Annotated in this window: 11 protein-coding genes; 9 read left to right on the forward strand and 2 right to left on the reverse strand. The window is 70.4% G+C overall.

What is annotated here, in order from left to right:
* Nucleotides 1–99: 99 nt before the first annotated feature.
* The 9 genes from RMN57_RS23895 to RMN57_RS23935 all read left to right on the forward strand — a co-directional run bounded on the left by RMN57_RS23895 (nucleotide 100) and on the right by RMN57_RS23935 (nucleotide 10439).
* Nucleotides 100–1026: an ABC transporter permease gene (locus RMN57_RS23895; protein WP_313765379.1), complete on the forward strand. Its 927-nt coding sequence runs from the start codon at nucleotides 100–102 to the stop codon at nucleotides 1024–1026.
* A gap of 76 nt (nucleotides 1027–1102) precedes the next feature.
* Nucleotides 1103–2017: an ABC transporter permease gene (locus RMN57_RS23900; RefSeq protein ID WP_313767938.1), complete on the forward strand. Its 915-nt coding sequence runs from the start codon at nucleotides 1103–1105 to the stop codon at nucleotides 2015–2017.
* Nucleotides 2018–2033: 16 nt separating this feature from the next.
* Nucleotides 2034–3086 (forward strand): ABC transporter ATP-binding protein, encoded by a 1053-nt coding sequence (locus RMN57_RS23905; protein WP_313765380.1) that lies wholly within the window; start codon nucleotides 2034–2036, stop codon nucleotides 3084–3086.
* A 13-nt stretch (nucleotides 3087–3099) separates the two neighbouring features.
* Nucleotides 3100–4191 (forward strand): dipeptide ABC transporter ATP-binding protein, encoded by a 1092-nt coding sequence (locus tag RMN57_RS23910; protein WP_313767939.1) that lies wholly within the window; start codon nucleotides 3100–3102, stop codon nucleotides 4189–4191.
* A 412-nt stretch (nucleotides 4192–4603) separates the two neighbouring features.
* Nucleotides 4604–6250 (forward strand): ABC transporter substrate-binding protein, encoded by a 1647-nt coding sequence (locus RMN57_RS23915; protein ID WP_313765381.1) that lies wholly within the window; start codon nucleotides 4604–4606, stop codon nucleotides 6248–6250.
* A gap of 93 nt (nucleotides 6251–6343) precedes the next feature.
* Nucleotides 6344–7288: an ABC transporter permease gene (locus tag RMN57_RS23920; RefSeq protein ID WP_313765382.1), complete on the forward strand. Its 945-nt coding sequence runs from the start codon at nucleotides 6344–6346 to the stop codon at nucleotides 7286–7288.
* On the forward strand, nucleotides 7281–8312 hold the full coding sequence (locus tag RMN57_RS23925; protein WP_313765383.1) for an ABC transporter permease: 1032 nt from the start codon (nucleotides 7281–7283) through the stop codon (nucleotides 8310–8312). Before RMN57_RS23920 ends, RMN57_RS23925 begins: the two co-directional genes overlap by 8 nt.
* Nucleotides 8313–8326: 14 nt before the next feature.
* Nucleotides 8327–9427 (forward strand): ABC transporter ATP-binding protein, encoded by a 1101-nt coding sequence (locus RMN57_RS23930; RefSeq protein ID WP_313765384.1) that lies wholly within the window; start codon nucleotides 8327–8329, stop codon nucleotides 9425–9427.
* Complete coding sequence (locus RMN57_RS23935) at nucleotides 9420–10439, forward strand: dipeptide ABC transporter ATP-binding protein (protein ID WP_313765385.1); 1020 nt, start codon at nucleotides 9420–9422, stop codon at nucleotides 10437–10439. The genes RMN57_RS23930 and RMN57_RS23935 overlap by 8 nt, the downstream gene beginning before the upstream one ends.
* A gap of 65 nt (nucleotides 10440–10504) precedes the next feature.
* Here the strand turns inward: RMN57_RS23935 and RMN57_RS23940 are convergent, their stop codons facing one another.
* On the reverse strand, nucleotides 10505–12220 hold the full coding sequence (locus RMN57_RS23940) for an ABC transporter family substrate-binding protein (protein ID WP_313765386.1): 1716 nt from the start codon (nucleotides 12218–12220) through the stop codon (nucleotides 10505–10507).
* Between the two features lie 161 nt (nucleotides 12221–12381).
* Nucleotides 12382–14655, reverse strand: a complete 2274-nt coding sequence (locus RMN57_RS23945) for a peptidoglycan binding domain-containing protein (protein ID WP_313765387.1) — start codon at nucleotides 14653–14655, stop codon at nucleotides 12382–12384.
* Between the last annotated feature and the right edge of the window lie 156 nt (nucleotides 14656–14811).

Below are 14811 nucleotides of genomic sequence, written 5' to 3' on the forward strand. Positions count from 1 at the left end.
AACCCCGGCCGGCCCCGTCCTCCCCGCACGGGGGGCGGGGCCCGGGCACTCGGCCCCATCGGCCGGCCGGCCGATCGGTCACCTAGGAAGGAGGCTCGGATGGGCAGTTACGTGCTGCGGCGGGTGCTGCAGATGATCCCGGTGTTCTTCGGCGCCACGTTGCTGATCTTCCTGTTGGTCTACGCGCTGCCGGGCGACCCGGTCTCGGCGCTGTTCGGGCAGAAGGCCGCCGACCCCGCGGTGGTGGCCAACCTCAAGCACAAGTACTACCTCGACCAGCCGGTCTGGAAGCAGTACCTGCACTACATGGGGAACCTCTTCCAGGGTGACTTCGGCACCAGCTTCACCGGCCGCTCGGTCACCGACATCATGGCGGACGCCTTCCCGGTGACGATCAGGCTCGCGCTGCTCGCCTTCGGGTTCGAGCTGATCTTCGGTCTGGCGCTCGGCCTGATCTCCGGCCTGCGCCGCGGCAGCGTCGAGGACACGGTGGTCCTCTTCCTCACCCTGGTGGTGATCTCGATCCCGGTCTTCGTCCTGGCGTACATCGCCCAGACGATCTTCGCGACCAATCTGGGCTGGGTCACGCCGACGGTGCAGGACTCCACCGACATCTCCCAGCTGATCCTGCCCGCGATCGTGCTCGGCTCGCTCTCGCTCGCGTTCGTGGCCCGGCTCACCCGCACCTCCATCGGCGAGAACCTGCGGGCCGACTACATGCGCACGGCGGTCGCCAAGGGCCTGCCGCGGCGGACCATCGTGAGCCGGCACCTGCTGCGCAACTCGCTGATCCCGGTGGTCACCTTCCTCGGCACCGACCTCGGCGCGCTGATGGGCGGCGCCATCGTCACCGAGGGCATCTTCAACGTGCAGGGCATCGGCAACGTCCTGTACCGGGCGATCAACCAGAAGGAGGGCCCCACCGTGGTCGGCATCGTGACCGTCCTGGTGATCGTCTACCTGGTCGCCTCCCTGATCGTCGACCTGCTCTACGCGGTCCTGGACCCGAGGATCCGCTATGCCTGACCTGCACGACGAGGGCGACTTCGAGCCACACCCGAAGCCGGGCGTCGACCACCTGGACTTCGCCGGCGAACAGGGGATGGCGGTCGAGCAGGAGACCCTGGTCGAGGAGAACGTCACCAAGCGGGAGGAGGCGCGCAGCCTCTGGGGCGACGCCTGGCGCGACCTCCGGCGGCGGCCGATCTTCCTGATCTCGGCGCTGCTGATCCTGCTGCTGATCGTGATGTCGATCTTCCCCTGGGCCTTCACCGACGCCAACCCGCGCAAGGCCGACCTGGTCCACGACTACCTCAAGCGGCCGGACTGGACGGACTTCTTCGGCGCCGGCTGGTTCGGCTACGACGCCCAGGGCCGCTCCATCTACGCCCGGGTGGTGTACGGCGCGCGGGCGTCGATCACCGTCGGCATCTTCGTCACCGCCGGGGTCACCCTGCTCGGCGGGCTGACCGGCATGGTGGCCGGCTACTTCGGCGGCGCCGTGGACGCGGTGCTCTCCCGGATCATCGACATCTTCTTCGGCGTCCCGCTGCTGCTCGGCGCGCTGGTGCTGCTGAACGGCTTCTCCAGCCGCACGGTGTGGGCCGTGGTCCTCGCGCTCGTCGTCCTCGGCTGGACACAGATCGCCCGGGTCATGCGCGGCGCCGTCCTGACCGTCAAACAGGCCGACTACGTGATGGCCGGACGAGCGCTCGGCGCCGGTACGGGGCGGCTGATGGTCCGGCACATCCTGCCGAACGCGGTGGCACCGGTGATCGTGGTGGCCACCATCGCGCTCGGCGGCTACATCGCCACCGAGGCCACGCTGAGCTTCCTCGGCATCGGCCTGCAGGACCCGACCATCTCCTGGGGCATCGACATCGCCTCGGCCCAGAAGGTGATCCGGACGGCGCCGTACGTGATGTTCTTCCCGGCTGCGGCGCTCTCCGTCACCGTGCTGGCCTTCATCATGATGGGCGACGCGGTCCGCGACGCCCTCGACCCGAAGCTGCGCTGAGCGAAGGGGAGCGATCGTGACCACAGAGGTCGACACCGGGAAGCCGAAGCGGGAGGCGCCCTACGAGGGGCCGCTGCTCGACGTCCGGGACCTGCACGTCGAGTTCGTCACCCGGGACGGCGTGGCCAGGGCGGTCAACGGCGTCAACTACAGCGTGCGGGCCGGGGAGACGCTCGCGGTGCTCGGTGAGTCCGGCTCCGGCAAGTCGGTGACCGCGCAGGCGATCATGGGCATCCTCGACATGCCGCCGGCCCGCATCCCGAAGGGCGAGATCCGCTTCCGGGGCCAGGACATGCTGGCGATGGGCAAGGAGGAGCGGCGGAGGATCCGCGGCCAGAAGATCGCGATGATCTTCCAGGACGCGCTCTCCTCGCTGAACCCGGTGCTCACCGTGGGCTTCCAGCTCGGCGAGATGTTCCGCGCGCACCGGGGCACCTCGCGCAAGGAGGCCAGGGAGAAGGCCGTCGAGCTGATGGACCGGGTGCGCATCCCCGCGGCCAAGCAGCGCGTCGGCGACTACCCGCACCAGTTCTCCGGCGGTATGCGCCAGCGCATCATGATCGCGATGGCCCTGGCGCTGGAGCCGGACCTGATCATCGCGGACGAGCCCACCACCGCGCTGGACGTGACCGTCCAGGCCCAGGTGATGGACCTGCTGGCCGAGCTCCAGGCCGAGTACCACATGGGCCTGATCCTGATCACCCACGACCTCGGCGTGGTCGCCGACGTCGCGGACAAGATCGCCGTCATGTACGCGGGCCGGATCGTCGAGACCGCCCCGGTGCACGAGCTCTACGCCCGGCCGGCCCACCCGTACACCAGGGGCCTGCTGGACTCCATCCCGCGCCTGGACCAGAAGGGCCAGGAGCTGTACGCGATCAAGGGCCTGCCGCCCAACCTGCTGCGGATCCCGGCGGGCTGCGCCTTCAACCCGCGCTGCCCGCGGGCCCAGGCCATCTGCCGGAGCGAGGTGCCGGAGCTCTTCCCGGTGACCGAGGACGACGGCACCGAGCTGGCCGGGCGGGGCAGCGCCTGCTTCTTCTGGAAGGAGACCCTCCATGACCGCTGACGGGGCGACCGCGATGGGGGCGGCGGTGCCGGAGGAGGTGGCCTTCGACCACGCGGTGCCGCGCGGCGAGCCGATCCTGGAGGTGCGGGAGCTGGTCAAGCACTTCCCGCTCACCAAGGGCGTCGTGTTCAAGAAGCAGGTCGGGGCGGTCAAGGCGGTGGACGGCGTCTCGTTCGACCTGATGCAGGGTGAGACGCTCGGCATCGTGGGGGAGTCGGGCTGTGGCAAGTCCACGCTGGCCAAGGTGCTGATGAACCTGGAGCCGGCCACCAGCGGGTCGGTCCGCTACAAGGGCGAGGAGATCTCCCGGCTCTCCGGCGCCGGGCTGAAGGCGGTGCGCCGGAACATCCAGATGGTGTTCCAGGACCCGTACACCTCGCTGAACCCGCGGATGACGGTCGGCGACATCATCGGGGAGCCGTTCGAGATCCACCCCGAGGTGGCGCCGAGGGGCGAGCGGCGCAAGGCGGTCCAGGACCTGCTGGACGTGGTCGGTCTGAACCCGGAGTACATCAACCGCTACCCGCACCAGTTCTCCGGCGGTCAGCGCCAGCGCATCGGCATCGCCCGCGGTCTCGCGCTCAAGCCGGAGGTGATCATCTGTGACGAGCCGGTCTCCGCGCTCGACGTGTCCGTCCAGGCGCAGGTGATCAACCTGCTGGAGCAGCTCCAGGGGGAGTTCAACCTCTCCTACATGTTCATCGCGCACGACCTCTCGATCGTCCGGCACATCTCCGACCGGGTCGGTGTGATGTACCTGGGCAAGGTGGTCGAGATCGGCAGCGACGCGGAGATCTACGACCACGCGACCCACCCGTACACCCAGGCGCTGCTCTCCGCGGTGCCGGTGCCGGACCCGCGGGCGCGCGAGACCCGTGACCGGATCGTGCTCACCGGGGACGTGCCGTCGCCGGCCAACCCGCCGTCCGGCTGCCGGTTCCGCACCCGCTGCTGGAAGGCGCAGGAGAAGTGCGCCCTGGAGGTCCCGCTGCTGGCCTCGCCCGCCTGGCTGGACGGGCTCGCGCTGCACGACTCGGCCTGTCACTTCGCGGCCGAGCGCGGGGCGGATCCGGGGGGTGCGGCCGGTCCGCCGGAAACCGTTTGACAGCGCCGGTCCAGCCGGCGAACCAGGGCGCGCCCTCCCTCCGGAGGGCGCGCCCTGCCGTTGTCCTGCGGAAACTCCGGAATTCCCCGCCGGAATTGATCATTACGCTCCGTAAAGCATCGGATACCGATGCCTGTCGTCCGTTATCCGGAATCCGGAGCGGAGCCCTCCGGGCGCGATATGCAGGAATTGGCGGACATTGTCACGACTTGGTCTGAGCATGTAATTGAAAAGAGATGTGACGGCGATTCCGTGGAAGGGGTCGGGTGATCGATAGTTGCTCTGCGCATATCAGCGGTCACCTCGCCAACTGCGTGGATCGGCCCTGCGATGTCGTCCTCCGCCATGTCCGGCACACCGAGTGGCGGGCCCTGCCGTTCGTTCGTAAGCCCCTAAATCGAGGAGCAGTTGAATGAGGCTCACCAAGACGATGCGTTGGACCGCGCTGGCGGCGTGCACCGCGCTGGCGATCTCCGCCTGCAGCACCGGCGGCGACAAGAAGTCGTCGGACCAGGGGAGCAGCGGGTCCGGCAAGAAGGGCGGCTCGATCAGCATCGAGTCGGGTGAGCCGCAGCACGGCCTGGTGCCGCAGAACACCGCCGAGTCCGAGGGCGCGCAGGTCCTCGCCCAGCTCTTCGCCGGCCTGGTCGAGTACGACCGCAAGACCAACGCCCCGACGCTGCGGGTCGCCCAGTCGATCGAGACCACCGACGCGACCACCTGGACGATCAAGCTCAAGGACGGCTACACCTTCCACAACGGTGAGAAGGTCGTCGCGCAGAACTTCGTCGACGCCTGGAACTACGGGGCCAACCAGGACAACGCGCAGGAGGGCCTGCCCTTCTACGACAAGATCCTCGGCGCCGACGAGCTGGCGCCGGGCAAGGACAAGAAGCCGGCCGCCAAGGAGCTCAAGGGCCTCAAGGTGGTCGACGACAAGACCTTCACGGTGACCCTCAAGGCGCCGTTCTCGCAGTTCAAGACCATGCTCGGCTACACCGCGTTCTACCCGCTGCCGAAGGCCTTCTTCACCGACCCGAAGGCCTTCGAGGAGGCGCCGATCGGCAACGGGCCGTTCCAGATGGACGGCAAGTGGGAGCACAACAAGCAGATCAAGGTGAAGCGGTACGAGAACTTCCCGGCGGCGGACGGAAAGGCGAAGCTGGATTCCGTCACCTTCAAGATTTACGACAAGCTGGACACCGCGTACAACGACCTGCGCGCGGACAACATCCAGATCACCAACAAGCTGCCGATCTCGGCGATGTCGACCGTCGCGCAGGAGTTCGGTGACCGCTACATCTACAAGCCGGAATCCGGGGTCGGCTTCCTCGGATTCCCGATCTCGACGAATCCGGCGTTCGGAAAGCCGGAGATCCGCAAGGCGATCTCGATGGCGATCGACCGGGAGTCGATCACCAAGACGATCTTCTCCGGCACCCGCAAGCCGGCCGACGACTTCATCAGCCCGATCATTCCGGGCTACCGCCAGGGCGCGCTCGGCGACGCCGCCAAGTACAACCCGGCGAAGGCGAAGGAGCTCTTCACCCAGGCCGGCGGCCTGCCCGGCAACACGCTGGAGATCGGCTACAACGCGGACGGCGGCCACAAGGAGTGGATCGAGGCCGTCGGCAACCAGCTGAAGAGCAACCTCGGCATCGAGGTCACCTTCAAGCCGTTCGAGAAGTTCGGCGCGATCCTCACCGCGCTCGGCGAGCACAAGTACTCCGGTGCGTTCCGGATGGCCTGGCAGATGGACTACCCGTCGATCGAGAACTACCTGCGGCCGATCTTCTCCAAGATCGCCATCGAGAACGGGTCCAACTACGGCGGCTACGTCAACGAGGACTTCGAGGCCCTGCTCGCCAAGGCCGACGCGGCCACCTCCGACGCCGAGGGCATCAAGCTCTACCAGCAGGCCGACGACATCCTGATCAAGGAGCTGCCGTACATCCCGGTGTACACGTACATGACCTCCGGCGCCTACACCAAGGCCGTGAAGAACGTGGTGATCGACGCCCAGAACCGGATAGACCTCGCCAACGTCGAGCTGGCCTGACCTCGAACCCGCTGACCGGTACGCCCTGACGGGCGGGGCGGGTGACCCCCGCGCCGCCCGGCGCCGGCGTGCCCCGAACCACGAGGAGGCCGCATGGGCCGCTATGTGGTCCGCCGGATGATCCAGGCCATACCTGTGATCCTCGGCGCGACGTTCCTGATCTACGCACTGGTCTTCCTGCTGCCTGGCGACCCCATCACGGCACTGGCCGGTGAGAAGCGGCAGGACCCCGCCGTGGTCGCGGTCCTGCGGGACCGCTACCACCTGGACGACCCGTTCTTCGTCCAGTACTGGGACTACCTGGTCGGACTGTTCAAGGGCGACTTCGGCGAGGACTACCGGGGCAACGAGGTCGTCGACGTGATGACCCGCGCCTTCCCGTACACCATCAACCTCGCACTGGCCGCGGTGGCGCTCGAAATGGCGGTGGGCGTCGCCGCCGGTGTGCTGGCCGCCCTCCGGCGCGGCCGGTTCCTCGACAACCTGGTGCTGATCTCCACCCTGATGGTCATCTCCATCCCGACCTTCGTGATCGGCTTCGTGCTCCAGCTGCTCCTGGGCGTGAAGCTGAAGAACGACTGGGGCATCGACTTCTTCACCGTCTCCTTCAACGAGGAGGCGGGCTTCCGCTCCTACCTGCTGCCGGCGTACGTGCTGGCCGCGACCTCACTGGCGTACGTCGCCCGGCTGACCCGGACCAGCCTGATCGAGGTGATGCGGGCGGACTACGTCCGGACGGCGGTCGCCAAGGGCCTCAGCCCGTTCCGGGTGGTGATCCGGCACGGCCTGAGGAACGCGCTGATCCCGATCGTCACCTTCATCGGCATGGACCTCGGCGGGCTGATGGGCGGCGCGGTGATCACCGAGGGCATCTTCAACATCCCCGGGGTCGGACACCAGCTCTTCCAGTCCGTCTACCTGCGGGAACGCACCATCGTGGTGGGCATCGTCAGCGCCCTGGTGCTGGTCTACCTGTTCGCCAACCTGGTGGTCGACCTGCTGTACGCCGTCCTTGACCCGAGGATCCGCTATGAGTGAGCCGACGAAGAGCGAGAACACGAAGGCGGGGATCCCGGGCCAGGCCGGCTCCGGACCGTCGGGGGACGGGGCGTCCGGGGGCGGGCCGGCCGGGAACGGGCCGGCCGCCCGGGCCGCGGGTGCGGTCGCGGACGCCGCCACCGCCAAGGGCGGCACTGCGGGCACCGAGCGGGTGGCCAGCCTCTGGACCGACGCCTGGTACGACCTGCGCCGCAACCCGCTGTTCCTGATCGGCGCCTTCCTGGTGGTGCTCATGGTGGCGCTGTCCGTCGCCCCGCAGCTGTTCACCGACCGGGACCCGACCGAGGGCGGCTTCTGCAACCTCGCCGACTCGCTGAAGCGCCCCAGTGCGGACCACTGGTTCGGCTTCGACGTCCAGGGCTGCGACATCTACACCCGTACGGTGTGGGGCGCCCGCAACTCGATCATCGTCGGCATCCTGACCACCTCGCTGGTGGTCGCCATCGGCGGCACGCTCGGGCTCTGGGCCGGCTGGGTGGGCCGGCTCTGGGACAGCACGCTCTCCCGGATCACCGAGATCTTCTTCGCCATCCCGCTGCTGCTCGGCGGCATGCTGATCATGTCGACCTGGGGCAAGGGCAACGCCTGGACGGTCTCCGCGGTGATGGCCGTGCTCGGCTGGCCGCAGATCTACCGGCTGATGCGCTCGGCGGTGCTCTCCAACAAGCACAACGACTACGTGGTCGCCGCCCGGGCGCTCGGCGCGGGCACCGGACGGATCGTCACCCGGCACATCCTGCCGAACGCCGTCGCCCCGGTGATCGTGGTGTCGACCATCAACCTGGGCGTCTACATCGGTGCCGAGGCGGCGCTCTCGTACCTCGGGATCGGCATCCAGTCCCCGGCGATCTCCTGGGGCCTGATGATCAGTGACGCGCAGTCCCGCTTCCTGACCGCCCCGCACGTGCTGCTCTTCCCGGCCATCGTGCTGAGCATCACCGTGCTGGCGTTCATCATGCTCGGCGACGCGGTCCGCGACGCCCTCGATCCGAAGCTGCGATAGGAGGGCCGCGGACGATGAGTGACACGACGAAGCCGGCGAAGCCGTCCCGGGACGGCGCGCCGCGCCCGGACGCGGTGGAGCTGCTCGGCGGCGGCCGGGAGAGCCTGGAGCCCGGCACCCCGCTGCTGGAGGTCGACGACCTGCACATCGAGTTCCACACCCGGGACGGCGTGGCCAAGGCCGTGAACGGCGTGAGCTACGCGGTGTCGGCCGGTGAGACCCTGGCGGTGCTCGGCGAGTCCGGTTCGGGCAAGTCGGTGACCGCGCAGGCGATCATGGGCATCCTCGACATGCCGCCCGGGAAGATCACCGCAGGTGCGATCCGCTTCCGCGGCGAGGACCTGCTCACCATGGCCCCCAAGGCCCGGCGGGCGGTCCGCGGCCGGAAGATCGCGATGATCTTCCAGGACGCGCTCTCCTCGCTCAACCCGGTTCTCACGGTGGGCTACCAGCTCGGCGAGATGTTCCGGGTGCACCAGGGAGCCTCGCGCCGGGACGCCCAGGCCAAGGCGATCGAGCTGATGGAGCGGGTGCGCATCCCCGCGGCCAAACAGCGCGTCGGCGACTACCCGCACCAGTTCTCCGGCGGTATGCGCCAGCGCATCATGATCGCGATGGCGCTCTCCATGGAGCCCGACCTGATCATCGCGGACGAGCCCACCACCGCGCTGGACGTGACCGTCCAGGCGCAGGTGATGGACCTGCTGGCGGAGCTGCAGGCCGAGTTCAACATGGGCCTGATCCTGATCACCCACGACCTCGGCGTGGTCGCCGACGTCGCGGACAAGATCGCCGTGATGTACGCGGGCCGGATCGTCGAGACCGCCCCGGTGCACGAGCTCTACGCCCGGCCGGCCCACCCGTACACCAAGGGCCTGCTCAACTCGATCCCCCGGCTGGACCAGAAGGGGCAGAACCTCTACGCGATCCAGGGCCTGCCGCCGAGCCTGCTGCGGATCCCCGAGGGCTGCGCCTTCAACCCGCGCTGCGACCGGGCGGCGGACCGCTGCCGCACCCAGCTCCCGCGGCTGTCCCCGGTGCTGGACGCCGAGGGCGCCGACCTGCCGGGCCGTCGCAGCGCCTGCCACTTCTGGAAGGAGACGCTCCATGGCTGAGCCCATCCTCGCGGTCGAGGACCTGGTCAAGCACTACCCGCTGACCCAGGGCATCGTCTTCAAGCGGCAGGTCGGCGCGGTGAAGGCGGTGGACGGGGTCTCCTTCGAGCTGCGCAGGGGGGAGACGCTCGGCATCGTCGGTGAGTCGGGCTGCGGCAAGTCCACGCTGGCCAAGGTGCTGATGAACCTGGAGCGGGCCACCTCGGGCCGGGTGCTGTTCAAGGGCGAGGAGATCACCCGGCTCTCCGGCGCCGGGCTGAAGGCGGTGCGCCGGAACATCCAGATGGTGTTCCAGGACCCGTACACCTCGCTGAACCCGCGCATGACGGTCGGCGACATCATCGGCGAACCGTTCGAGATCCACCCCGAGGTGGCGCCGAAGGGCGACCGCCGCAAGGCCGTTCAGGACCTGCTGGACGTCGTCGGCCTGAACCCGGAGTACATCAACCGGTACCCGCACCAGTTCTCCGGCGGTCAGCGCCAGCGCATCGGCATCGCCCGGGGGCTGGCGCTCAAGCCGGAGGTGATCATCTGCGACGAGCCGGTCTCCGCCCTGGACGTCTCCGTCCAGGCGCAGGTGATCAACCTGCTGGAGCAGTTGCAGAGCGAGTTCGAGCTCTCGTACATGTTCATCGCGCACGACCTCTCGATCGTCCGGCACATCTCCGACCGGGTCGGCGTGATGTACCTCGGCAAGATGGTCGAGATCGGGACGGAGGACGAGATCTACTCCCACCCGACCCACCCGTACACCCAGGCGCTGCTCTCCGCGGTGCCGGTGCCCGACCCGACCGGCCGGGAGCAGCGCGAGCGCATCCTGCTCAGCGGCGACCTGCCGTCCCCGGCCAACCCGCCGTCCGGCTGCCGGTTCCGCACCCGCTGCTGGAAGGCGCAGGAGCGGTGCAGCACCGAGGTCCCGCTGCTCGCGGTGCCGTCCGGGTTGAGCGGTCCGGCGGCGCACGAGTCGGCGTGCCACTTCGCCGAGGTCCGGGACGTGATCGGCACGGCCTGAGCACGCGGCGGTCCGGTCCCCGGGGTCACGCCGGCCCCGGGGACCGGACCGTTCGGCGCCGGGCGCTACTTGGTGAAGCCGACGTTCTCCCAGACGATGTCGGAGAGGCCGTGCGCCCCGAGGTTGGCGAGGTTGGCGCGGGCACCGAACAGCTGCGGGCGCTGGTAGAGCGGCAGCACGCCGGCCACCTTCCACAGCTCGCCGTCCGCCTGGTTGATGGCTTCGAAGACGGTGGCCGCGTCCGTCGCGGCGGCGGCCCGGTCGAGGGCGGCGTCGGCTGCCGGGCTGCCGGCCTGGGAGGTGTTGGTGCCGCCGTTCTGGACGAAGTTGGCCCGGCTGCCGCTGGCCGGGAACGGCGTGCCGATCAGCGAGTAGGCGGCGATGTCGAAGTCGTGCCGGTTGACGTACTTGTCGAAGAACTCGTTGGCGGCGACGGTGACGGTGGTGACCTTGATCCCGACGTCCTTGAGCATCTTCGTGGTGGCGGCGGCCTCGCTCTGGCCCTGGGTGACGCCGGCCGGGACGACCATCCGCAGGTTCAGGTCCTTGCCGTCCTTGCGGCGGACGTCGCCGTCGAGCTTCCAGCCGGCCGCGTCCAGCTTCCGGGCGGCCTCGGCCGGGTCGTAGCGGCTGAGGCCGAGCGAGTTGTCCCGGTAGGCGTTCTGGTTGGACACCAGCAGGTGGTTGTTGAGGGTGACGGTGGGCCAGTCCAGGCCGCTGAGGTCGGTGCGGGTGATGGCGTCCCGGTTGATCGCCTGGAACACGGCCTGGCGGACGGTCGGGTCGGTCAGCAGCGGGCTCCTGCTGTTCAGCGTGAACTGGCGGAAGTCCGGCCCGCCGGCGCGGCGGACGGCGGCGCCCTTGGTGTTCTTGACCAGCTGGTAGCCGGCCACGTCCGGGCCGTTGTCGAAGAAGTCGACCTCGCCCTTGGCGAAGGCCGCGGCCATCCCGTTCGGCAGCACGGCGCGGAAGACGATCCGGTCGAGCATCGGCTTCTCGCCCCACCAGGCCGGGTCGGCGACCAGGGTGACGGTCTGGGCCGCCGGGTCCAGCTTCTCGACCTTGAACGGGCCGGCGGTGACCGGGATCGTGTCCAGGTAGGAGGTGTTGAACAGCTCCGGGGTCGCGATCCGGCTCGCGGGCAGCAGCGGGGCGTTCGCGGCGCCGTTGAACATCGACTGCCACTCGGAGAACGGCCGCTCGAAGGTCATCACCGCCTGGAAGTCGTCCTTGCCCCGCTCGACCGCCGTGACCAGCTCGAACCCGGTGCTGCTGGACGCCTTCCAGGCCGGGTCGGTGCCCTTGAGCGCCCGCCAGTTGGCCTCGATGTCGCGCCAGGTGATCGGCGTGCCGTCGGACCACTTCGCCTTCGGGTTGAGCGTCCAGGTGACGACCTGGCGGCCGTTCACGACCTCGGCGTGGGCGTCCTGCAGGTAGGCCGGGTTGGCGGTCTGGGTGCCGGCCGCGTCGGAGCGGAAGAAGGTCGGCAGCAGCGGCTTGGTGACGGTCATCGTGGAGGACTCGTTGCCGTCCGCGTGGATCGGCGACCACTGGTTGGAGAACTGGGCGATCGCGACGTTCAGGGTGCCGCCCTGGCGCAGCTCGGCGCGGTCGTGCGCGTTGATGTCGACGGCGGTGAGCTTGGGCGTCTCGACACCGCTCGGCACGGCCTGGGCGGCGTCCGGGCCGCCGGAGCCGCAGGAGCAGAGCACCAGCGAGAGCGGGACCGCGGCGAGGCAGGCGATCAGGGCCGTGCGGCGGGGCAGGGGGCGGCGGCCCATGGCGGTACTCCTGGTGCGGGTGCGGTGGACGGTACGGGTGATGGTACGGCGTCACATCTTGCTGACCAGGGAGGTGAGTTGTCGAGGGGCGGGCCCGGATCCGGGCCCGCCCTCGACGGCGCCGCCCCGTCGGCGGCTCGGCCGACCGGGCTGGCGGTGGCTCAGGCGACGGTGAACTTGAAGGTGCGGTCCTTGTCGCCGGTCTTGTCCAGCAGCGGGGTGATGGCGTCGGCGACGTCCTGCGGGGTGATCAGGGCGGTCTGGCCGCCCTTCTTCACCTTGACCTTGTCGAACACACCGCCCAGCTGGCCGTTGAGCGCGTCCAGGTCCCACTTGGGCACGAGCTTGCCGGAGGCGTCGGGCACCAGGGTGAGCGCCTTGGCGGCGGTCTTCGGGCCGAAGTCCCACTTCTTGGTGCCGGCCAGGACGTGGATGGGCCCGTTGACCGCGGACTTGCCCAGGCTGTCCGCGGCGGCCTGCAGGGCCTGCGGGGAGATCTTGGGCTGGGCGGCGTTCATGGTGACCGCGACGGGCTGCTCCGGCTTGCCGGCGGCGCGGTCACGGTAGGCCTGCTCGACCAGGTCGACGGCGGCGGCGGAGTCCACCGCCTGGCCGGCCTTGCCGGGCACCACGACCGGCTCGCCGGTCTCGGCGAACTTCACGTAGCCCTCGGCGAGGTTCTGGCCGGAGCCGGAGCCGAGCGCGTCCAGGGCGGCCTTGAGCTTGGCCCGGTCGACCTTGACCTCCGGCGGCACGGCCTTCTCGTCGCCCTTGAGCGAGGTGATCACGTCGACCGGGTTGTACGAGTGCTGGGTCAGCTTGTCCACGGTGGCCGTGGTGTCGAAGCCGAGCCCGGCGACGGCCGGGTCGAGGTCCACCGTCTTGTCGCCGATCTTCAGCTTGACCGGCAGCTGGCCGGCCTTGCCGACGCTCTCGTCGAGCTGGTGGATCGCCTGGTCGCGGTTGCTGCCGCCGATGTCCGTGCCGAGCACCACGGTGCCCTTGGGGATGTCGGACTGGTTGAGCATCAGGCCGGTGCCGTACGCGGCCGCGCCCAGGAAGAGGACGCCGCCGACGGCGTAGGTTCCGAGCTTGACGAGCTTCTTTCCGGCGCCGCCGCGCTTGGCCTTGGCCGGTTCGGCCTTGGCGGGCGCCGGGGCGGGAGCGGGAGCCGGGGCCGGGGCGGCCTCGCCGTCCGGGCCGGGCTGCGGGCGGCCGGGACCGGTGCCGAAGGGGTCGGTCGGTGCGCCGGGCTCGCCCGGGCGGCCGGGGGCGCCGGGGGCACCGGGGAAGAGCCCGCCCGGGGCGCCGGCGCCGTACGGCTCGGCGCCGGCCGGCGGGCGCTGGGCGGCGAAGGCGTCGCTGCCGGCGGGGGCCGAGGCGAACAGGCCGGGCTGCGGGTGGCCGTTCGGGGCGGCGCCGTTCTGCGGCAGGCCGGATATGGCGGACGGCGGCGGGGTGTTCTCGCGGATCGGCTCGAAGCCGTCCACCGAGGTGTCCTCCGGGTTCGCCCGGTCGGGCGCACCGCCGGCCGGTCGGGCCGGGCCCTGCGGCTGCGGGCGGCCGGCGCCCTGCGGGCCGCGGTGCGGCGCGGCGGCACCGGGACCGAACGGGTCCGCGGGCGCACCGGGGCCGAACGGGTCGGCCGGGGCGTCCTCGTACACGCCGGCCTCGTCGGCCGGGGTGCCCGGGGCGAACGGCGAGGCGGGGGCGCCGCCGGGGCGCGGCGCGGGGGCGGCGGCCTGGGGCGGGACCGGGCGGCCGTTCGGGCGGGACGCGCCCGGGCCCTGCTGCTGCGGGCGGCCGGCACCGTTGGGCTGGGTGCCGTTGGGCTGGGCGCCGTTCGGACGGGCCCCCTTCGGCTGGGCGCCGTTCGGGCGCGCCTCGGCGGCCGACGGGGCCGCGCCCGCGGTCGGCGCCGCGCCCGGGCCGCCGGCCGGGACCGCCGCGGGGGCGGGCTCGGCGGCCGGGCCCTTCTTCTGGCGCGGCCGGAACCAGGCTCCGGTGGACTCGGACTCGGAGGTGGCCGGCGGGATCTCCCACTCGGGCGGCAGGTTCGGCGGGGTGGCCGTCCGGGCACCGCCCTCCATCACCCCGAGCACGGGGGAGGAGGCGGACGCGGAACGGTGCCGGGGAGCGGCCGCGTCGGCCGCGTCCTCCTCGCCGGCGGCCTCGTCGTTCTTGACGCTGGTACGGACCACCACCGGCGGGATCGGGCGCGAGCCGGGGATGTTGATCCGGACCCGCGTGGTCAGCGTGGTCTCGGTCTTCGGGCCCTCGTCCTCGCCCGGCCCCGAGCCCTGGGCGGCACCGGCACCCGCACGGTCGCCGCCGGGGAAACCCGGTGTGCCGTAGGGCGGCGTGCCCGACGGGTAGGCGTCCGGCCCCGTGCGCCGAGGCGTCGGGTGGGCGTTCTCAGATTCGCGGCTGCTCAATGCTGCTCTGCTCCGGGTTCGCGGGCCGGGCCGTGCGGCGCGACCGCGGTTCGTGGGCGCCGGGCCTGGCGGGCGGCGTCGGGTACGGCGTTCTGCGGCACCACCATACTGGGAAGAACTGAGCGGTGAACTGGTTCGGATAGAACCTGATACGTC

The organism is Kitasatospora sp. CM 4170 (assembly GCF_032110285.1).
In the GTDB taxonomy this organism is placed as follows: domain Bacteria; phylum Actinomycetota; class Actinomycetes; order Streptomycetales; family Streptomycetaceae; genus Kitasatospora; species Kitasatospora aburaviensis.

Bases quoted from the DNA above. Each gene is read 5' to 3' on its own strand.
- RMN57_RS23895 (WP_313765379.1), top strand. From the start codon at position 100: ATGGGCAGTTACGTGCTGCGGCGGGTGCTGCAGATGATCCCGGTGTTC.
- RMN57_RS23900 (WP_313767938.1), top strand. From the start codon at position 1,103: ATGGCGGTCGAGCAGGAGACCCTGGTCGAGGAGAACGTCACCAAGCGG.
- RMN57_RS23910 (WP_313767939.1), top strand. From the start codon at position 3,100: ATGGGGGCGGCGGTGCCGGAGGAGGTGGCCTTCGACCACGCGGTGCCG.
- RMN57_RS23915 (WP_313765381.1), top strand. From the start codon at position 4,604: ATGAGGCTCACCAAGACGATGCGTTGGACCGCGCTGGCGGCGTGCACC.
- RMN57_RS23920 (WP_313765382.1), top strand. From the start codon at position 6,344: ATGGGCCGCTATGTGGTCCGCCGGATGATCCAGGCCATACCTGTGATC.
- RMN57_RS23925 (WP_313765383.1), top strand. From the start codon at position 7,281: ATGAGTGAGCCGACGAAGAGCGAGAACACGAAGGCGGGGATCCCGGGC.
- RMN57_RS23930 (WP_313765384.1), top strand. From the start codon at position 8,327: ATGAGTGACACGACGAAGCCGGCGAAGCCGTCCCGGGACGGCGCGCCG.
- RMN57_RS23935 (WP_313765385.1), top strand. From the start codon at position 9,420: ATGGCTGAGCCCATCCTCGCGGTCGAGGACCTGGTCAAGCACTACCCG.
- RMN57_RS23940 (WP_313765386.1), bottom strand. From the start codon at position 12,220: ATGGGCCGCCGCCCCCTGCCCCGCCGCACGGCCCTGATCGCCTGCCTC.